Consider the following 18,237-nt stretch of genomic DNA (forward strand, 5'->3'; position numbering starts at 1 on the left):
GAGCGTTTCGCGCTTTCGCCGCGCGAGCGCGATGTGATCGCGTCGCTTGGCTAGCGCGAAACTAATCAGGAAGGAGGCCGCAGGTGCCCAAGAAGGACAAGCCGCTCACGGCGAAGCAGGAGGCGTTCGCCCGCGAGATGGCCAAGCCCCGCGCCAAGCAGCAGGACGCGTACCGCGCGGCCTACGACTGCAAGCGGATGAACTACAACTCAATAAGCTGCGCCGCGTCCAAGCTGATGCGCGACCCACGAATCGCGCACAGAATCCAGGAAATCCGCGACGCGGCCGCCAAGGACTGCCGCTGGGAGCTGCAGGACGCGGCCGCCCCGCTGTTCGAGGTGCTGGACGGCGCGCTGCCCATCTTCCGCCGCCAGGCGGCCGAGGGCAGCATCAACGGCGACGCGCGCCTGGCCATAACCGAGAGCGTGAAGCTGCTCAACGACATGTTCGGCGTGGACGGCGCGAAGGCCGCCATGGCGGAGGCGGGGGTGACCATCGTTGACGACCTCGGTTAGGCTCTCGGACGTCGTGGCCTCCGTGTTCGCCGGCGTGTGGCGCTCCATCAAGGCGCACGAGTTCACGCACTACTGGTTCAAGGGCGGGCGCAACTCCACCAAGTCGTCGTTCATATCCATCGCCATCGTGCTGCTGATCATGCTCAACCCGGAGGCCAACGCCGTCGTGCTGCGCAAGGTCGGCAACACGCTGCGCACGTCCGTGTACGAGCAGATAGGCTGGGCGTGCGACGTGCTGGGCGTGGCGCACCTGTTCGACTTCGGCCTGTCCCCCATGGAGGTGACGTACCGCCCCACCGGGCAGGTCATACGCTTTGTGGGATGCGACAAGCCGAAGAAGCTGAAGTCCGCGAAGTTCCGCACCGGCTACTGCGCCGTGGTGTGGTTCGAGGAGGTAGACGAGTTCGACGGCATGGACGAGGTGCGCAGCGTGCTGGCCACGTTCCTGCGCGGCGGCGACATGTTCTGGGTCTTCTACAGCTACAACCCTCCCCGCTCGGCTCGCAACTGGGTGAACAAGGAGGCGCGCGACCTGGAGGCCCACCCGGGCGAGGACGGGCGCTTCATATGCCACACCACGTACCTGGACGTCATAGACGAGCACCCCGAATGGATAAGCGCCACCGCGCTGGCGGAGGCGGAGCGCAGCCGCCGCAAGACCCCCGACTCCTACCGCTGGCAATGGCTCGGCGAGGTCATCGGCACAGGCTCCGAGGTGTTCCCCGACGAGCTGCTGGACATACGCCCCATCACCGCGGAGGAGCGCGCGTCCATCGCCCTGCGCTCGTTCGGCGTGGACGCGGGCAGCGTGCACCCCTGGGTGTTCATGGAGGCGGGCTACGACGAGAACGAGCGCGTGCTGTACCTGCTGGACGAGGAGAGCCGCCAGGGAACCGAGGCCATCGACGTCAAGACCGCCGAGCTGGTGGCGGCCAAGCTGCAGGCGGCCGAGGACCCCGCCGCCGACGTGTGGTGCGACAGCGCGGCGCGCGGCATGATCCTCTACTACCAGGAGCAGGGCATCGGCGCGCAGAAGTCGCTCAAGCAGGGCCTGAACGCGCCCAAGAGCCGCATCAGGTGGATGCAGAACCTTACGCGCATAGTCATCGACCCCGACCGCTGCCCGCTCGCCGCCAAGGAGTTCCCCGAGTACGAGTACGTGTCGAACGGGCAGGGCGACATAACCGAGACACTGCCGAAGGTGAACGACGACGCGATAGACGCGGCGGGCTACGCCGCAGGACTGTGGATAAGGAGCAACCTCTGATGGAGAAGCGAGGCAACACGGGCTACGCCGAGGCGTGGCTGCGCCGCATGGGATACCAGCCGGACACCCGCATGCAGGGCATGGTGGGCGTCTGGTTCGGCTGGTTCGCGGCGAACAACGGCTGGTACCACTACAGCGAGCGGCGCGGCTTCCGCGTGTACAAGCGCGAGCGCGCCAGCCTGCACCCGGCGGCGCTCGTGGCCGACGAGTGGGCCAGTCTGCTCATGAACGAGAGCACGATCATCTCCAGCACGAGCGACGAGCGCCGCGCCTGGATGGCGCGCTACTTCGCCAACCCCACGGCGACGGGCGGGGACGGCCAGGAGGCGACGGAGGGCAACGCGCCGGCGCAGCAGCCCACGGAGGACAGCGACGCGCCCACATCGTTCGCCATGGACAACGCCGACTTCATAGCCCGGGCGTTCGCCATGGGGACCGGCGCGTGGGTCATCGAGCCGCGAGGCGTGACCGACAGCGCCTACACGCCCGACGCCGAGCTGCGCATCGTGCGCTACGACGCCACGCAGATAGTCCCGCTCACGTGGAGCGCCGACGACTGCACGCAGTGCGCGTTCGTGGGCCGCGTGGAGGTCGCCGGGCGCGACTACGACCAGTGCCAGGCCCACGTGCTCAAGGGCGGCACCTACCACATCCTCACGCAGCTGTTCGACACCAAGACGCACAAGCAGGTGACGGTCGAGGGCATCAGCGCCGACATGGACACGCGCTGCACCCGCCCGCTTTTCGCGCTGGTGCGCCCCGCCGTGTCGAACCGCTTCTACGACTACTGCGCGATGGGCGCGAGCGTGTACTGCAACGCCGTGGGGGCCATGAAGGTGGTCGACGAGGCCGCCACCTCCCTGCTCGACCACATTCGCGTGGGCCGCCCGCGCACGTTCGTGGACAAGACCCTCATAGAGTCCAAGACCGACAAGGGGCCGGACGGCAGCCTCACGAAGACCTACTACGCCTTCGGCGAGGCCGACGACACCATCTTCAGCATGAACCCAGGCGACGAGGGGTCGGCCAAGATTCAGACCGTTCAGAGCGACCTCAAGGCCGACGAGAACGCCAGCGCCATCAACACGGGCCTGCGCCTGCTGTCGGTGGCGTGCGGCTTCGGCAACGGCTACTTCTCCTGGGAGTCGCACACGGGCCTGAAGACCGCCAAGGAGGTGGCGGCCGACAACTCGCAGCTGATGCGATCCATCCACCGGCACGAGAATGCCCTGCGCAAGTCCATCGTGCGCCTCGTAAACGGCATGGCCGACGCGTGCCGCAGCATCAGGGGCGAGGCCGTGCCCTACGGCGACGTCACCGTGGACTTCGACGACTCCATCATCAGCGACACGCAGAGCGCGCGCGAGATGGCCATGAGCGAGGTCGGCGCGGGCATCATGGCCCCGTGGGAGTACCGCCGCCGCTTCTACGGCGAGACCAGCAACGAGGCCAAGGCCAACGTGCCCGAGCAGCAGGGCGGCGCGTTCGACATGCTGGGCGACGGGCTCGCCTGATGCTGGGGCCGGACTACATAGAGCACTTCACCGACGCAGCGCAGGGGGCCATGGACGAATACACCCTGCGCCTGGTGTGCATCTACGCCGCGCTCATAGGCTCCATCGACTTCGAGGGCGACAGCGCCTACTCGCAGGCCGCCCGCAGGGCGGCGCTTGCCGCCAAGGACGTGCAGAAGGCCATGAACGACGAGGGCCGCAGAGCCGCGCGCGAGGCTGCCAAGGCTGCGGCCGAGGCCGTGGCCAAGAGCGCCGAGGCCGACCTGGCCACGCTGGGCACGGCCATGGGCGCGCTGTCCAAGGCGATGCAGTGGAGGCTGCACAACTCCGCGCGGGCCACGGCGGCGGGAGTGCAGGACGTCGTGAGCCGCGACAACCTGAAGATGCCCGCCAACGTGCAGCGCGCCTACCTCGAAGTCGTGGCGCAGGCCGTGGCTCGGGTGAACTCGGGCATGGCGGGCTACGAGCAGGCCACCCGCGAGGCCGTGCTGAAGCTGGCGCGGCGCGGCGTGTCCGTCGTGGACTACAAGAGCGGGGCGTGGGCGCAGGCCGACGTGGCCATGCGCCGCCACATCCGCACCCAAGCGGTGCAGGCCGGCAGCCGCAACACACTGGAGCTGCTTGAGGAGACCGGGCACGACCTCGTGCAGACCTCCTCGCACGGCGGGGCGCGCGAGAGCCACGCCAAGTGGCAGGGCCGCGTGTTCAGCCTGTCGGGCAAGTCCAAGAAGTACCCGCCGTTCTACCGCGAGACGGGCTACGGCTCTGTCGATGGCCTGTGCGGCGCGAACTGCAAGCACGACTTCGGCATCTACGTGGAGGGCCAGCCGCTGCGCTACGAGCGCGACCCGGACGGCGGCGACGAGAAGCGCGAGGAGCGATACCAGGCAGAGCAGAAGCAGCGCGAGCTTGAGCGCGGCATACGCGCCGCCAAGCGCGAGGCAACGGCCCTGGAGGCCGCCGGGCTCGACAACACCAAGGAGCGCCTGCGCCTGGGCAAGCTGCAGAAGCGCCAGCGCGAGCACATAGCCGCCCATCCCTACCTGTCCCGCGAGCGCACGCGCGAGGCCGCCATGGAATCGAAGGCGCACATCTACCCACTTGCCACGGACAAGACCTGGGTGCGCGAGAAGCTCATGCCGGGCAAGGGCGCGGGCACCGCCGCAGACGTGAGCCGCCGTGCCGTGAACGGCAAGTCGTACCACGACAAGGTGGCCTCCCTTCCCATCCCGAAGCGCGCGAGCGAGGCCGTGTACGCCGAGAGCCGCCGCATCCTGCGCGACCGCGACGGCACGGGCTACGAACGCATGTCCGTCGTGTCGTGGAAGAAGGGCGAGCGCGTCACCGACACCTTCGGGCACGGCCTGAAGAGCCAGGCGTGCGGCCTGACCGCCAAGCAGGTGGAGGCGTGCAGGCGCACCAAGGGCGGCGTGGTGCTGATCCACAACCACCCCATGAGCTCGCCGCCGTCGTGGACCGACATTCGAACGGTGGCGGAAAACGACTGGGTGCGCAGCTCGGTGGTGGCGTGCCACGATGGTACAATCTACGAAATCAAGGTGAACGACCGCAGCGTCGTACAAGCGTACGAGGAGCTGCGAGAGCTGGCGAAAAGAGAGTGCCCGAACGTGGGCGGCGACGTTATCGACCAGCTTGCCACCGAAATGCTCTACGAGCGAAACGAGGAAGCGAAATGGTTCAGGCTGACAAAAAAGAAGTGACGCCAGAGGACTGGGTGCTCGTCATAGATGACAGCGCCTCCGAGTCGAAAGCCGCCGAAAAGCTGACCAAAGAAGAGCGCGAGGAGCTTTTTGCCAAGTCCCGCAAGGTTCTGCGCGACGCGGGGCTGATGAAGTAGACCAAGCGACAACCGAGTAGACGCACGGCATCAAGGCCGCCCATCACGGGCGGCCTTTTCTTTTGCCTGGCGACACCTCGGGGAAGATGCGGTCACGCGATGGGGCGGCGACAACGGCCCCGCACGCGACCGCGGCGACAACGGCGGGCCATCCAAGCGCGCAGGGAAGCGCGAAAACCAAACACGGAAGGAGCAAGCGATGGCGGACGACAACAAGCCCCAAGGCAACGAGGGCGGCGACAACGGCCAGCAGACCGAACCGGCGAAGGAGGTCGTGTCCTACGCGAAGTACAAGCGCGAGACCGACGAGTACCAGGAGCAGGTGAAGGCCCTCAAGGCCGAGCTGGAGCAGCGCGACAAGCAGATCGAGGAGTTCACCTCCAAGGCGGGCAACGCCGAGGAGCTGCAGGCCGCGCTCGACAAGGCCAAGGCCGACAACGAGGCGTACAAGGCCGACGCCGAGAAGCGCGAGGCCGACATGCGCCGCGACTTCGCCATCGACACCAAGCTGGCGCAGATGGGGGTGCGCAACGCCAAGGCGGCGCGCGCGATCATCCCGAACATCGCTGACGCGAAGCTGGACGAGCAGGGCAACCTCACGGGCATCGACTTCGAGGCCCTGAAGAAGGATAACGCCTACATGTTCACCGACCAGCCCCGCGAGAGCGCGGGCGGCGACCCCAAGGGCGGCGCAGGCTCCGACGGCCTGGCCGACTTCCGCGCAGCTTTCGGACTCACCGACGAATCTTCAAAGGAGTAAATCATGCCAAACAGCATCGAACTGCCCAAGGGCTACGAGAGCGTGCTCATGGAGGCGTACCGCAAGGAATCCCTGACCGCAGTGCTTGAGAGCGCCGCGCCGCAGGGCAACATCGCGCAGATGGAGCAGCTGGGCGAGTTCTACTATCCCGTCTACTCCATGGGCGGCCTGGGCGACGTGCAGGCCAACGGGCGACTGCCGCAGAACAGCGGCGCGTCCCTGACTTGGAAGCCCATCAGCGCCAACTACGACCGCGGCACCATCCTGGAAATCGACCAGAAAGTGGACGCCCAGTCCTTCAATCTGGCGTTCGGCAACGCCGCCGCGCACTTCAACCGCACCAAGGTGGTGCCCGAGGGAGACGCGTTCGTGTTCTCCACGCTGTGCGCAGGCACCGGCATCACCAAGGAGCAGAAGACCTACGCCGACGGCGCGGACATGCTCAAGGGCCTGAACGCCGCCATGTGCGACATGGACGAGAAGGAGGTGCCGGAAGAGGGCCGCGTGCTGTTCATCACCCCCACCCTGCTGGGTATGGTGAAGGACCTGGACACCACCAAGTCCCGAGAGGCGCTGGACGGCTTCTCCTCCATCGTGAAGGTGCCGCAGTCCCGCTTCTACAGCGCCATCGACCTTTTGGACGGCACCACCAAGGACGAGGAGATCGGCCACTACAAGAAGGGCACCGGCGCGGTGGACATGAACTTCCTCATCGTCCACAAGGACGCCGTGGTGCTGCGCTGGAACTTCGCGCACGGCAAGGTCATCGACGCCGAAGACAACCAGCAGGGCTTCGGCCACCTGTTCAAGTACCGCAAGTACGGCGTGTGCGGCGTCCGCGAGAACCTGGCGCACTACATCACCGCAGACATGAAGGCCGCGTAGGAAGGAGGCGCGACATGCGCACCGTTGGACTGGCCTTCGAGAAGGAGGCCCCGAAGAAGGCCAAGCCCGCCAAGGGCAAGGCGGAAAAGCCCGAAGCGAAGGCCGCAGACGAGCAGCCCGCCAAGGGCAAGGCGGAAAAGCCCGAGGCGGCCGAGGACGATGGAAACTAGAGCCCCGACCCACGAGGACTACCTGGCAGCCGGGCGCGGGGAGCTGTCCGCCGAGGAGTTCAAGGCGGCGCTCCCCCACGCCACGGCAGCCGTGCGCGACCTGATCTTCCCCAACGAGCCGGACGGCTCCGAGGAGTGGGCGCGCGCGGTCATGGCGGCCTGCGAGGTCGACGCCGCATACGGATGCTCGGGCGGCATCATGGAGGGCGGCGGCTTTACCGTCGGCTCGTTCTCGTGGAACCCCGGTACCGAAGGGGCCAGCACCTACCGCAGCGACATGGAGGCCGCCGTCCGCCGCGAGCTGCTTGGAACGCCGCTGCTCTACGCGGGCATCGGGGGCGCGAGATGATGCGGGTGCCGCGCTCGGCGCGGCCCTCCACCATGTCCGTCAAGGTGCCCAGGGATGGCGGCTACGGCGGCGAGTTCGAGCAGCCCGTCGAGGTGCGCCGCGTGCGCTTCGAGCCCGTCTCGGCGTGGCTCGTGCGCGAGTACGCCCTGGGCGACGGCGCACAGGGCCTCGTGATAGCAGACGGCGCGGACAGCCCCGGCATGTTCGACGTGCCCGTGGGCAGCCGCGTGAGCATCGACGGGGGCGAGTGGATGAACGTGGCGAGGTGCACGCCCCGCCGCGCGTTCGGCACCCGCCCCCACCACTGGGAACTGGAGGTGAGGTAGCAATGCCCGCAGCAGTTACGGTCGACCTGACCAAGCTCATGAAGCGTTTCAGCGCGAAGGAGCTGGAGGCCAAGCAGGTGAAGTTCGCCATGAGCGTGGCCGAGGACATGAACGCGTTCACGCCAGAGGACACCAAGCGCATGCACAGCTCCATGCAGGCCGCCTCCGACTTCAGGCAGGGCCTCGTCATATGGGACGCCGACTACGCCGCCTACGTGCGCGACCTGCCCGACAGCTCCATCAAGCACGGCAAGAACCCGAGGGCCAAGGCCGACTGGCCGAAGGCCGCGAAGGAAGCGCACGGCGAGGACTGGGAGCGCCTGGCCGTCGACCTCCTGACCGAGGGGGCGTGACATGGCCCCGGACGTGATGGAGGCGGCGAAGGCCGCCATAGAGGCCCTGGGCTACGGCCCGGTGCTCCTCACCCGCCTGGCAGCATCGCGCGGCCACGACGACGCGGTGGTGCTGAGGCCCATGCCCACGGCCGACGTGGTGCGCCACATGGACGGCACCCGCCGCGTGGGATACGTGCTGCAGGTCATCGTGAAGGACACCTCCGAGGCCAAGGCCATGGGCGACGCCTACGACCTGGCCGACGCGCTGGACGGGGCCGACCTGTCCTCGCCCACGGGCTCCTACGGCTTCACGAGCGCGTCGCTGTACACCGAGCCGCAGGAGATAACGCCGCCCGAGGGCGGGCCGTACCTGTGGGAGTTCCGAATCAAAGCGACCATAACCATAGAGAAGGGATAACGATGGCAAAGAACCAAGACCTGGGCTTCGCGCCCAACTACATGAGCGCGCTGGAGATCGACACCACGCCAGACGCGGCCAGCCCCACGTGGGCCATCTTCTCGCGCGGCATCACCGAGGTGAAGCCGACCACCAACGAGACCACCGAGACCAAGGACTACTACGACGGCTACGGCACCCCCACCGACAAGGTGAAGAGCGTGCAGCCGCAGTACGAGGTCACTGGCGACCGCTGCTACGGCGACCCCGCGCAGGACTTCGTTGCCAGCCTGGCGCTTGAGACCGGCGAGGGCCGCACGGGCCACTTCCGCCACACCGACCCCAACGGCGACGTGGTGGAGGGCGACTGCACCTACCTGGGCCTGACCGTCGGCTCGCAGCAGGGCGCGGCGTCCGACCCCGGCGCATTCTCCTGCACAATCTCGGGCGCTGGCGCTATGCGCTACATCCCCGCCAACAAGCTCAGGCAGCCCACGGGCGTCACCTGCACCGCGCCGACCGGCCCGGCCGTGGGCAAGTCCACGAAGCTCGCGCCGACCGTCACGCCCGCCGAGGCGAACGCCAAGTGCTTCTTCGCATCGGGCAACACCGACGTGGCCACCGTCGACAGCGACGGCAACGTGACGGGCGTGGCCGCAGGCGAGGCGGTCATCGCCGTGCGCTGCGCGTCGAAGCCGAGCATCTGCACGCAGGTGAAGGTCACCGTGGCGGCGAAGTAGCCGCAGGCGACACCAGACATAACCTCCTGGACATGGGGGCGCGGGCTAGTGAGCGGCCCGCGCCCCTTTTCTATGCCCGACGCTCACCGCTCACGAAAGGGGCAACAAATGGAACTTCTGAAAAACATCCGCGCGTACGAGGACGTGTTCTTCGAGGACCCCGAGGAGAACCCCGACACGCCGCGCTTCCGCGTGTGGTTCGACGACAAGCACATCGAGGAGTACCTGGCCAAGGTCGGCAACGCCATCGACCGCGCGCAGGCCAACGAGCAGATGGCCCGCGAGGCCGACACCCCCGAGAAGGCGGCCGAGGCCAACGCCGCGCAGGCCCGCCTCATGAAGCGCACCATCTCGGCGTTCATCGGCACCGAGGGCTGGGAGCAGCTGCTCGCGTGGATGGGCGGCGACGAGGGCCCCATCGCGCCCGAGGAGAACATCCGCATCCTGGGCGAGGTCTTCGCCACGTTCCTCAACATGTTGGCGCGCCACGCGACCAGCGAGCAGCTGATGGCGTGCGGCCTCGTATTCAACGAGCGCGCCGAGCAGGTCCAGGCGCTCAACCGCGCCCAGCGTCGCGCCAAGGCCAAGCGCAAGAAGAAGGGCGGCAAGTAATGCTGCCAGCCGCGCTCACGGCCGAGCGGGTGCGGCTGCCCGACGGCACGAGCGCCACGCGCTACCCGTGGAACGGCGAGGACGTGCTGGTGCGCGACGACGCGCTCACGATCATCCGCGTCATCGAGGTGCTGACCGACGAGGGCAAGTCCGACGACCAGCGCCGGGACGAGTTCCTGGCGCTGTTCTTCGTGGACTGGGCTGACGCGTGGTGCGCATGCGACTACGACGCCGCCGAGTTCATGCGGATGCGCGACGCGGCGGTATGGGACATGTGCGGGCTCGACCTGACCGGCGACCGCCCGCACGAGACCCCGCTGTGGGACTTGGAGGAGGACGCGGCGCGCATACGCACCAGCTTCCGCCAGGCCTACGGCATCGAGTGGGACGAGGTGCGCGGTCGCATCAGCTTTGCCGAGTTCGTGGCACTCGTGGGCGGCTGCCCGCAGGACACGCCGCTCGGCGCGGCCATCCACTACCGCAACCCGGCGACCAAGCCGAAGCCAACCAAATACAACAGGCAGGAGGTCGAGGCCTGGAACGCCGCCCACAAGGCGTTCGAACTCGGCAAAGGCCGCAGCTCACACGGCTCTGAGGAAGGAAGCGACGCGGCGATGCGCGATGTGTTCGCCGCGCTCAAGAGAGCGACGAGGTGAGCATGGACGGCAACGTCATCATCAAAGCGGTTCTCGACACCGTTGACGTATCCAAGAACATCAAGGCCCTGGAGCGCGACCTCCAGGGCATCTCCTGGAAGAACATAGCCGAGGGCGACGAGAAGGCCGCGAAGCTGTCGTCCTCGTTCAAGAAGGCCGGCACGGCCGCCACGGTGACGCTGACCGCGCCCGTGGTGGCCGCCGGCAAGGCCGTATTCGGCGTGGCCAGCGACTACGAGCAGGCCAACGCCCGCATAGCCGCCGCGTTCGACGTGTCCGGCGAGGAGGCCGAGCGTTTCAGCGGCATAGGCAAGCGCATATACGAGGGTGGCTGGGGCCAGTCCCTTGACGAGGTCAACGATGCGCTGATCCAGTGCAAGTCCACCCTTCGCGACGTGTCCGACGAGGACCTGCAGACCGTCACCACCAACGCACTCATGCTGTCGGACACCTTCGGCGCAGACGTGAACGAGTCCATACGCGGCACCAACGCCCTCATGGAGGGCTTCGGGCTGTCCGCCACCGAGGCCAGCGACCTGCTGACGGCGGGCATGCAGCGCGGCCTGAACTATACCGACGAGCTGGGCGACAACCTGAGCGAATACTCCGTGCGATGGGGCGAGGCGGGAATGAGCGCCAGCGAGTACTTCTCGCTGCTCGAAGCGGGCACGTCCAACGGCGCGTACAACCTGGACAAGGTGGGCGACTACCTCAACGAGTTCCTGACGGCGCTGTCCGACGGCCGCATGGAGGAATCCATCGGCTCGTTCAGCGAGGGCACGCAGGAGGTCTTCGAGAACTTCAAGAACGGCAGCGCCACCGCCGAGGACATGCTGCAGGCGGTGCTGGGCGACCTCACGCAGATGCCAAACGAGTACGACAAGGCCGCGCTGGCCTCCACCCTGTGGTCCTCGCTGGGCGAGGACAATGCCATGGGCATGATCGAGTCCCTGGCGGGCGTGCAGGACAGCTTCGGCGACGTGGCGGGCGCTGCGCAGCAGGCCCAGGAGGCCGCCTCCGACAGCTTCGCCGTGAAATCGCAGGAGGCCATGCGCGAGCTGCAGGGCTCCATCGAGCCGCTTGGCGAGCCGCTGCTCAACATCGCCACCAACGTGGCGGGTGTCGTCAAGTCGTTCTCCGAGTGGTTCGCCGGCATCGGCGAGGGCGGCCAGACCGCCGTGCTGGCGATCGCCACGATAGCGGCCGCCATAGGCCCCGTGCTGTCGACGGTCGGCACCGTCGTGGACACCGTGCCGAAAATCGGAGCGGCCTTCCAGGTGGTCGGCAAGCTGGGCACCGGCGCGCTGGGGCTCATAGCCGCGCACCCCGTGGTAGCGGCCATAGCGGCCATCATCGCCGCCGTGGTGCTGCTGTGGAACAACTGCGAGGAGTTCCGCGACGCGGTGACCGCCGTGTGGGATGCCGTGTGCGCCGCGTTCGAGGTGGCCACCCAGGTGGCGGGCGACGTGGCCCAAAGCGTCGGCGAGTTCTTCTCGCAGCTCGGCGAGAAGCTGGGCGGCGTGTGGGACGGCATCTGCTCCACGGTGCAGGGGGCCATCGACGCCATAGCCGGGTTCTTCCAAGGCCTGGCCGGCACCGCCTCGTCCATCTGGGACGGCATCTGCAACGTGGTGCAGGTCGCCGTGATGCTGCTGGGCGAGATTCTGAACCTGGCCATCGAGACGCTGCTCATACCCTGGAACTTCATCTGGGAGAACTTCGGCGAGCAGCTGACGGCGGCATGGGACGCAATCTGCGGCACGGTGGGAGGCTACATCGACGCGGTGAGCCAGGTCATCACCGACGTGGTGACGGCCCTGGCCGAATGGTGGGGCGCGACGTGGGAGACCATCAGCGGCACCGCCAGCGCCATATGGGAGGCCATCTACGGCGCGGTGAGCGCGTACATCCAGTACGTCAGCGACGTGATAGGCGCGGCCCTTGGGGTCATCCAGGGCGTGTGGGACACGGTGTGGGGCGCGGTGAGCTTCACCGCCTCCAGCATATGGGATGCCATCAGCTCGGCGATAGGCGCGGCCATCGGTGCCATCAGCTCCACCATATCGGCGGTGCTGTCGGCAATTCAGGCGGTGTGGGACTCCATATGGGGGGCCGTGAGCAGCACGGCGTCGAGCGTGTGGGGCGGCATCAGCTCCACCATATCCAGCATCGTGAACGGCATCCGCGACACGATCTCCAGCGTGTTCAACGCCGCCAAGGACACCGTGAGCAGCGTGTGGAACTCCATCAAGAGCGCCATCGAGACGCCGATACAGAACGCCCGCGACACCGTGCGCAACGTCATCGACTCCATCAAGGGGTTCTTCAACTTCTCGTGGTCGCTGCCCCACCTGAAGCTGCCGCACCTGTCCATCTCCGGCAGCTTCAGTATCGCCCCGCCGAGCGTGCCGCACTTCGGCATCGACTGGTACGCCAAGGGCGGCGTGTTCAACGGCCCCAGCGTCATCGGCGTCGGCGAGGCGGGCCCCGAGGGCGTGGTGCCGTTCAACGAGCGCGGCGCGCGCCCGCTGGCCGAGGGCATCGCCAAGCTGCTCGACGGCAAGGGCGGCGCGGCCCATGGCGACACGAACGTGACAATCAACCTGTACGCGACCGTGCGGGAGGAGGCCGACATCGAGAAAATCTCCCGCCAGATAGCCAAGGAAATCAAACGGCAGGAGTGCTTCGCATGATATACAACGGCTTCGACTTCGCGCCGTGGTTCGACACCCGGCTCGTGACCCGCTCGCTGCTGCCCGAGTACGAAATCGCCACGCGCGACGTGCCCGGGCAGCCCGGCTCGCGCTTCATGCGCGCAGAGCTGAAACCCCTGACGATAGACGTGGCGGCGGCCTGGAGGGCGCGCCCCGCCGACGACATGGCGGCCCTTCGCCGCCTCATGGCCTCGCGCCTGCTGTGCCTCAAGGAGGCCGAGCTGTGGCTGGACGACGAGAGGCACCTGGGCCTGCGCTACATGGCCGTGCTGACCTCGCCGGGCGCGCTCGACACGTTGTGGCACACCGGCGAGGCCACGCTGACGTTCACGGCATACGACCCCGTGGCCTACGGGGCCGAGGGGCGCGCAACCGTGTCGGGCACCTCGGGCGTGCAGGTGGGCGGGACGTTCCGCACCTACCCCACCGTGACCGTCAGGCCCGGCGGCAGCACGTCGGCGCTGCGGCTGACGAACATGGGCACGGGCGAGTTCGTGCAGATCGACAAGGCGGTGACGGCATCGAGCGCGGTGGTCATCGACATGGCCGCCCCGCAGGCCACGGTGGACGGCAGCCCCGCGCCCGTGACCTTCGAGAGCGACTTCTTCCCGCTGGAGCCGGGGGCCAACAGCCTCAAGCTGTCCAGCGGCACCGCGACGGTACAGTGGACGGAAAGGTACGTGGGCTGATGATTCTGTGGGCATGCGACCGCTGGGAGGCGTACAAGGGGCCCATCAAGACGCTGTTCGAGTGCGAGGACACGCGCGAGGTCAACGGCGAGAACGCCCTGAGCATCACAACGCTGGCGCGCCTGGACAAGGGCGACCGCCTGGTGTGGCGCGACCTCAAGGGCCGCTGGCACGAGAACATCGTGGACGGCGTGGAGGAGGAGCGCGCGAGCGCGGGCATCCTCTACACGTACTACTGCCCGACCTCGGCGCAAATCGAGCTCCTGGGCGACTACCTGGAGGACAAGCGCCCCTACGACGTGAGCGCCTACGCCGCGCTGGCCTCGGCGCTGTCCTCCTCGCGCTGGCAGGTCGGAACCGTGGCCGACCTCGGGCAGGCCGGCACGAACTTCTACCACACCAACGCATGGGCGGCCATCCACGACGTGGCAGACACTTGGGGCGGCGAGCTGTCGTTCGAAATCCAGGTGAGCGGCACCAAGGTGACCGCACGCCGCGTGTGCATGGCCAAGCAGGTCGGCGAGGACAACGGCAAGCGTTTCACCTACGCCAAGGACCTCGTGAGCGTCAAGCGCAGCGTGGACGAGGGCAACGTGTGCACCGCCCTGTACGGCTACGGCAAGTCCCTGCAGACCGCCGACGAGGACGGCAACCTGACGGGCGGCTACGACCGCAAGCTGACCTTCGGCGACGTGAACGGCGGGCAGAACTGGGTGGGGTCGGCCGACGCGCTGGCGCGCTGGGGACGGCCCGACGGCAAGGGCGGCAAGGCGCACGTGTTCGGCGACGTGGAGTTCTCCGACTGCGAGGACGCCGCCGAGCTGAAGAAGCTCACCGAGGCGCAGCTGGCGCAGTCGTGCGTGCCCACCGTGTCCTACACCGTGGACGCCACGGCGCTTGCGCGCGCCGGCGAGGGCTTCGAGGGCGCGGACGAGGGCGACCTGGTGACCGTGGTGGACAAGGTGTACGACCCGCCGCTGCGCGTGCGCACCCGCATCACCAAGGTGGTGGAGGATCAGCTGCGCCCCGGCGAGGTCACCTACACGTTCGGCAACTACCAGACCGTGGCCGAGCTGATGGCCGCCCAGAAGTCCAGCGCAAAGAGAACGGCTTCGAGCATCCGCGCCACCGTGGCCGACGCGGTAAACGCGTCCAACAAGGCATCGACCGGCAAATGGGGCGAGAGCCTGGCGGCCTCCGAGAAGCGCCAGGAGGCGTTCGCCAGGGAGCAGGGCGGCGCGGCCAAGGACTACACCGACGAGGTGAAGGACGCGCTTGACAAGGCCCTCAAGGAGTACGCCGACAACGGGGACACCACCCTAGAGGAAGCCCTCAAGAAGTATTCCGACGACGGCAACCTGTCCCTTGAGGAGATGCTCAAGCTCTACACCGACACCACGGTGGAGCAGAGCGAGAGCGTGCTCAAGAAGATAGACGAGGCCAACAAGGAGTACCTGGAAGGCATCACCGGCTCGCTGGACGAGCGCCTGACGAGCGCCGAGGGCGAGGTTGAGGGCTTGCAGAACCAGCTCGACCAGCTGCCGACGGATATCCGCAAGAAGATCGTGGAAATGCTCAACAGCGAGATAAACACCACGGGCGGCTGGGTGTACGAGGAGCCCGGCCAGGGCATCCTCGTGTACGACAAGAAGCCGGAGAACGCGACCAAGTGCGTGAAGATAGGCGGCGGCGTCATCGGCGTGGCCAACTCCAAGTACTCCAGCGGCGCGTGGAAGTGGCGCACGGCCATCACCGGCGACGGCGTGACCGCCGACGAGCTGACCACGGGCCGCATCAAGGGCGGCAACTCGTACTGGGACCTCGACAGCGGGGCCTTCTATCTGCGCGACGGCTCCATCTTCATGACGGACGGCAACGGCAACAAGGTGTACATCAACGCCACCAACGGCTTCCAGATATACGACAAGAACGGCTCCATCATCGCGGGCACCGTGCTGGTGGGCAGCACCTCCATGTTCCGCTGCAACATGGTCGGCACGTCGTCCACCAACTACATCACCACCGGCACGACGACGAACAACCACCCGGGAGCGTCGTTCGTGAACGGCTCGACCGAGTACTGCACCATCGAGGCCGTCCACGCGAAGGACAGCCCCACGGCGAGCTCTACCGACGGCGTGGGCATATCCACCTGCGGCTACGGCTTCCTGGCAGTCAACCGCTACTACCGCCAGACGTGGCTGACAACCCCCTACTACGCGGGCTACATGAGCCATCCCGACGAGCAGCTGTACATGAGGAGCGGCAACAGCAACGCGGGCGGCTCGGCGTACGTGAAGCTGCAGGAGAACTCCAACAACTACGTGTACCTGGATAGCAGCCGCGCAGACATTGGGTCGTCGGGCACCGCCAGGATACTCGCCCCGAAGTTCGCCATAGGAACCAGTCCGAGCAGCGGCGGCACCTACGGGTACACGGGCTCCACGCAGTTCATCGGGTGCATCACCAACAACGGCAACAACTGGACGTGGGGCACCATCAACGTGGTGAACGGAATCATCACCGGCATGAGCAGCATCACGGGAAACTAGACCAGCGAGAGAGGAAACGGAATGTTCTACCACCTTGTGCAGCAGCCCGAAGCGCCGCAGGCGCTCGACGGCGCGCCGAAGCCGCCCGAGGCGCTTCCGGTGTTCGAGTGCATCAGCGACCCGGCCACGGCGCGGGCCATCGTGGAATCGGAAGACGTGTTCGAGTTCGATGGCAAGGGCGGCTTCACGCTCGTGTCCAGCCCCGTGGCCGTCATGGACGCGGAAGGCGGCGAGGCCAACGCCGTGGACTTCTCGGCGCTCACCGACGAGGAGATATGCGGGGTCCACAGAGCGCAGCCCGGCGACATGTCGCGGACACTTGCGCCCGAAGGGAAGGAGTGAGGCATGGCAACGCACGAGCTTACGCTCAACCTCAAGAAGACCAACATAGCGCCGCCCGTCATCACCGTGCACCAGGGCGACAGCGCCGAGGTCCTGAAGGCCGCCATCTACGACGGCGACAAGAAGGCGGCCCTGACGGGCTGCAAGGTGCACCTCATGGCTGCGAAGCCCGACCACACCTACGTGGAGCAGCAGTTCACGGGCATCAGCGACAACGTGGCCACCGTGACCGTCAACCCCGCCGTCTTCGGCGTGGCCGGGCTGCTCAAGGTATGCTACGTGCGCGTGCGGAACGCGGCGGGGCTGGACGCCACCACCGAGAACGTACTGGTGAACGTGCTGCCATCGGCGAGCGCGTCGGGCGAGATATCCGGCCCGTACGTCGATGCGGTGGAGGCGATCATCGCGAACCTCGAAGGGCAGCTAGCCGACGTGAGCGCGCTGAACGCGCAGATGCAGAAGGCCGAGGCCTCCCGCGCGAGCGCGGAAAACCAGCGCGCCGCGAACGAGAAGGCACGCCAGACCGCCGAAACCGGGCGCGCAGAGGCCGAGAAGAAGCGAGCCGCGGCGGAAAGCGACCGCGTGACCGAGGCGTCGCAGCTGAAGGCGGCCTCGCAAGCCGCCACGGCTGCGGCAAACGGCGCGGCCTCGAACGCCGACGCGGCGGCCAACACCGCCCTGCAGATAGCCAACAGCGTGGCGCAGGGCAGCGCGGGCAGCTCGGACATGGCCAAGCAGAAGCAGCAGATAGCCGACCTGTACGGCAAGCTGGCCGACGCCACGGACGCGTTCATCTACGACGACGGCACCGTGTACTGCCCCGCCTCCAAGGCCAGCGCATCCGGCAGCACCGTCACGTTCGGGAGCACCTGCACGGCGTCCGGCACAACCCTCAACCTCAAGTAGAAAGGCAACGAAATGGCACAAGCGAAAACCCTGTCGGTGGGCGGCATCGGCTACGAGGTCATCGACGATACCGCGCGCAGCAACGCGCAGACGGCGCTCAACAACGCCGAGTACAACCGCCAGGGCCAAATCGGCAAGTACGGCGGGCAGAACATCGCCACCATCCTGGCGGGAGAGATCGGCAGCGGCAGCGTGTACGACGCGCTGCACAAGCGAGCCGCCAACGGCAACTTCGCGGGCCTGCGCGTGGGAGACTACATCGACGTGCCGCTGGTAAGCGCGTCGGGCGTGGCGGCCCAGCAGTCCGTGCGCTTCCTCCTGGCGCACTTCGACCCGTACTACTGCTGCGGCGACAGCTCCAAAGGCCACCACATCGCCTTCGTGGCCTCCGCGCCCATCGCCGCGGCCAAGACCGTGACCGGCGTGGCAAACGACAGCTTCCTGATGTGGAACACGACCAACACGAACCAGGGCACCGCCGACCGGAAATGCCCCTACCCCAACAGCAACCTCAAGGCGTGGGAGACGGCCTTCGAGGCCTGCCTGCCCGAGGGGCTGACCAAGTACCTGCTGACCCAGCGCGTCCTGCTTGAGGAGCGTTACAGCGCCGGCGGCGCGCTCAACGACTCCAACTCGTGGAGCTGGCAGGA

The 18,237-nt window shown here is 67.3% G+C and carries 21 protein-coding genes; all 21 read left to right on the forward strand.

All coding sequences use genetic code 11. The annotated features are described in order from the left end of the window. Positions 1-83: 83 nt before the first annotated feature. Entirely contained in the window at positions 84-515 is a 432-nt protein-coding gene (locus tag AB5164_RS02550) for a hypothetical protein (protein ID WP_117765325.1), read from the forward strand. Then, positions 499-1,782, forward strand: coding sequence for a PBSX family phage terminase large subunit (locus tag AB5164_RS02555; protein ID WP_368142650.1), 1,284 nt, complete (start codon positions 499-501; stop codon positions 1,780-1,782). The genes AB5164_RS02550 and AB5164_RS02555 overlap by 17 nt, the downstream gene beginning before the upstream one ends. Further along, positions 1,782-3,296: a phage portal protein gene (locus AB5164_RS02560; protein ID WP_368142651.1), complete on the forward strand. Its 1,515-nt coding sequence runs from the start codon at positions 1,782-1,784 to the stop codon at positions 3,294-3,296. The genes AB5164_RS02555 and AB5164_RS02560 overlap by 1 nt, the downstream gene beginning before the upstream one ends. Before the next feature lie 50 nt (positions 3,297-3,346). Beyond that, complete coding sequence (locus AB5164_RS02565) at positions 3,347-5,017, forward strand: phage minor capsid protein (protein WP_368142652.1); 1,671 nt, start codon at positions 3,347-3,349, stop codon at positions 5,015-5,017. Continuing rightward, complete coding sequence (locus AB5164_RS02570; protein ID WP_158573939.1) at positions 4,990-5,154, forward strand: hypothetical protein; 165 nt, start codon at positions 4,990-4,992, stop codon at positions 5,152-5,154. Before AB5164_RS02565 ends, AB5164_RS02570 begins: the two co-directional genes overlap by 28 nt. Positions 5,155-5,353: 199 nt before the next feature. Then, a complete protein-coding gene (locus AB5164_RS02575; protein WP_152067361.1) occupies positions 5,354-5,914 on the forward strand; it encodes a phage scaffolding protein in 561 nt (186 codons plus the stop codon). A 3-nt stretch (positions 5,915-5,917) separates the two neighbouring features. After that, complete coding sequence (locus tag AB5164_RS02580) at positions 5,918-6,799, forward strand: hypothetical protein (protein WP_368142653.1); 882 nt, start codon at positions 5,918-5,920, stop codon at positions 6,797-6,799. A gap of 14 nt (positions 6,800-6,813) precedes the next feature. After that, entirely contained in the window at positions 6,814-6,969 is a 156-nt protein-coding gene (locus AB5164_RS02585; protein ID WP_158559642.1) for a hypothetical protein, read from the forward strand. Continuing rightward, positions 6,959-7,318 carry a hypothetical protein gene (locus tag AB5164_RS02590; RefSeq protein ID WP_346978438.1) on the forward strand — a complete coding sequence of 120 codons (360 nt, stop codon included), beginning with the start codon at positions 6,959-6,961 and terminating at the stop codon, positions 7,316-7,318. The genes AB5164_RS02585 and AB5164_RS02590 overlap by 11 nt, the downstream gene beginning before the upstream one ends. A 32-nt stretch (positions 7,319-7,350) precedes the next feature. After that, on the forward strand, positions 7,351-7,644 hold the full coding sequence (locus AB5164_RS02595; RefSeq protein WP_368134780.1) for a putative minor capsid protein: 294 nt from the start codon (positions 7,351-7,353) through the stop codon (positions 7,642-7,644). 2 nt (positions 7,645-7,646) lie between these two features. Beyond that, positions 7,647-7,997, forward strand: a complete 351-nt coding sequence (locus AB5164_RS02600; protein WP_368142654.1) for a minor capsid protein — start codon at positions 7,647-7,649, stop codon at positions 7,995-7,997. A 61-nt stretch (positions 7,998-8,058) separates the two neighbouring features. Beyond that, complete coding sequence (locus tag AB5164_RS02605) at positions 8,059-8,397, forward strand: phage tail terminator protein (protein ID WP_368147775.1); 339 nt, start codon at positions 8,059-8,061, stop codon at positions 8,395-8,397. A gap of 2 nt (positions 8,398-8,399) precedes the next feature. Next, positions 8,400-9,116 carry a phage tail tube protein gene (locus tag AB5164_RS02610; protein ID WP_368142655.1) on the forward strand — a complete coding sequence of 239 codons (717 nt, stop codon included), beginning with the start codon at positions 8,400-8,402 and terminating at the stop codon, positions 9,114-9,116. 108 nt (positions 9,117-9,224) lie between these two features. Continuing rightward, positions 9,225-9,728 (forward strand): hypothetical protein, encoded by a 504-nt coding sequence (locus AB5164_RS02615; protein WP_368142656.1) that lies wholly within the window; start codon positions 9,225-9,227, stop codon positions 9,726-9,728. After that, positions 9,728-10,384: a Gp15 family bacteriophage protein gene (locus AB5164_RS02620; RefSeq protein ID WP_368142657.1), complete on the forward strand. Its 657-nt coding sequence runs from the start codon at positions 9,728-9,730 to the stop codon at positions 10,382-10,384. Before AB5164_RS02615 ends, AB5164_RS02620 begins: the two co-directional genes overlap by 1 nt. Before the next feature lie 2 nt (positions 10,385-10,386). Then, positions 10,387-13,077, forward strand: coding sequence for a phage tail tape measure protein (locus tag AB5164_RS02625; RefSeq protein WP_368142658.1), 2,691 nt, complete (start codon positions 10,387-10,389; stop codon positions 13,075-13,077). Then, positions 13,074-13,787 carry a distal tail protein Dit gene (locus tag AB5164_RS02630; protein ID WP_117637885.1) on the forward strand — a complete coding sequence of 238 codons (714 nt, stop codon included), beginning with the start codon at positions 13,074-13,076 and terminating at the stop codon, positions 13,785-13,787. Before AB5164_RS02625 ends, AB5164_RS02630 begins: the two co-directional genes overlap by 4 nt. Next, on the forward strand, positions 13,787-16,339 hold the full coding sequence (locus tag AB5164_RS02635) for a phage tail spike protein (RefSeq protein ID WP_368142659.1): 2,553 nt from the start codon (positions 13,787-13,789) through the stop codon (positions 16,337-16,339). The genes AB5164_RS02630 and AB5164_RS02635 overlap by 1 nt, the downstream gene beginning before the upstream one ends. 21 nt (positions 16,340-16,360) lie before the next feature. Beyond that, on the forward strand, positions 16,361-16,681 hold the full coding sequence (locus tag AB5164_RS02640; RefSeq protein WP_346978430.1) for a hypothetical protein: 321 nt from the start codon (positions 16,361-16,363) through the stop codon (positions 16,679-16,681). Positions 16,682-16,684: 3 nt separating this feature from the next. Next, a complete protein-coding gene (locus AB5164_RS02645; RefSeq protein ID WP_368142660.1) occupies positions 16,685-17,587 on the forward strand; it encodes a BppU family phage baseplate upper protein in 903 nt (300 codons plus the stop codon). A 12-nt stretch (positions 17,588-17,599) separates the two neighbouring features. Next, on the forward strand, positions 17,600-18,237 hold a 638-nt coding region (locus AB5164_RS02650), incomplete at its 3' end, for a hypothetical protein (protein ID WP_368147778.1).

Source organism: Collinsella aerofaciens (genome assembly GCF_040915425.1).
Classification (GTDB): domain Bacteria; phylum Actinomycetota; class Coriobacteriia; order Coriobacteriales; family Coriobacteriaceae; genus Collinsella; species Collinsella aerofaciens_BW.

Excerpts from the sequence above, each read along its gene's own strand:
- AB5164_RS02560 (WP_368142651.1), top strand. The coding sequence starts at position 1,782 with ATGGAGAAGCGAGGCAACACGGGCTACGCCGAGGCGTGGCTGCGCCGC.
- AB5164_RS02565 (WP_368142652.1), top strand. The coding sequence starts at position 3,347 with ATGGACGAATACACCCTGCGCCTGGTGTGCATCTACGCCGCGCTCATA.
- AB5164_RS02570 (WP_158573939.1), top strand. The coding sequence starts at position 4,990 with ATGGTTCAGGCTGACAAAAAAGAAGTGACGCCAGAGGACTGGGTGCTC.
- AB5164_RS02575 (WP_152067361.1), top strand. The coding sequence starts at position 5,354 with ATGGCGGACGACAACAAGCCCCAAGGCAACGAGGGCGGCGACAACGGC.
- AB5164_RS02580 (WP_368142653.1), top strand. The coding sequence starts at position 5,918 with ATGCCAAACAGCATCGAACTGCCCAAGGGCTACGAGAGCGTGCTCATG.
- AB5164_RS02585 (WP_158559642.1), top strand. The coding sequence starts at position 6,814 with ATGCGCACCGTTGGACTGGCCTTCGAGAAGGAGGCCCCGAAGAAGGCC.
- AB5164_RS02590 (WP_346978438.1), top strand. The coding sequence starts at position 6,959 with ATGGAAACTAGAGCCCCGACCCACGAGGACTACCTGGCAGCCGGGCGC.
- AB5164_RS02595 (WP_368134780.1), top strand. The coding sequence starts at position 7,351 with ATGTCCGTCAAGGTGCCCAGGGATGGCGGCTACGGCGGCGAGTTCGAG.
- AB5164_RS02600 (WP_368142654.1), top strand. The coding sequence starts at position 7,647 with ATGCCCGCAGCAGTTACGGTCGACCTGACCAAGCTCATGAAGCGTTTC.
- AB5164_RS02610 (WP_368142655.1), top strand. The coding sequence starts at position 8,400 with ATGGCAAAGAACCAAGACCTGGGCTTCGCGCCCAACTACATGAGCGCG.
- AB5164_RS02615 (WP_368142656.1), top strand. The coding sequence starts at position 9,225 with ATGGAACTTCTGAAAAACATCCGCGCGTACGAGGACGTGTTCTTCGAG.
- AB5164_RS02620 (WP_368142657.1), top strand. The coding sequence starts at position 9,728 with ATGCTGCCAGCCGCGCTCACGGCCGAGCGGGTGCGGCTGCCCGACGGC.
- AB5164_RS02625 (WP_368142658.1), top strand. The coding sequence starts at position 10,387 with ATGGACGGCAACGTCATCATCAAAGCGGTTCTCGACACCGTTGACGTA.
- AB5164_RS02630 (WP_117637885.1), top strand. The coding sequence starts at position 13,074 with ATGATATACAACGGCTTCGACTTCGCGCCGTGGTTCGACACCCGGCTC.
- AB5164_RS02635 (WP_368142659.1), top strand. The coding sequence starts at position 13,787 with ATGATTCTGTGGGCATGCGACCGCTGGGAGGCGTACAAGGGGCCCATC.
- AB5164_RS02640 (WP_346978430.1), top strand. The coding sequence starts at position 16,361 with ATGTTCTACCACCTTGTGCAGCAGCCCGAAGCGCCGCAGGCGCTCGAC.
- AB5164_RS02645 (WP_368142660.1), top strand. The coding sequence starts at position 16,685 with ATGGCAACGCACGAGCTTACGCTCAACCTCAAGAAGACCAACATAGCG.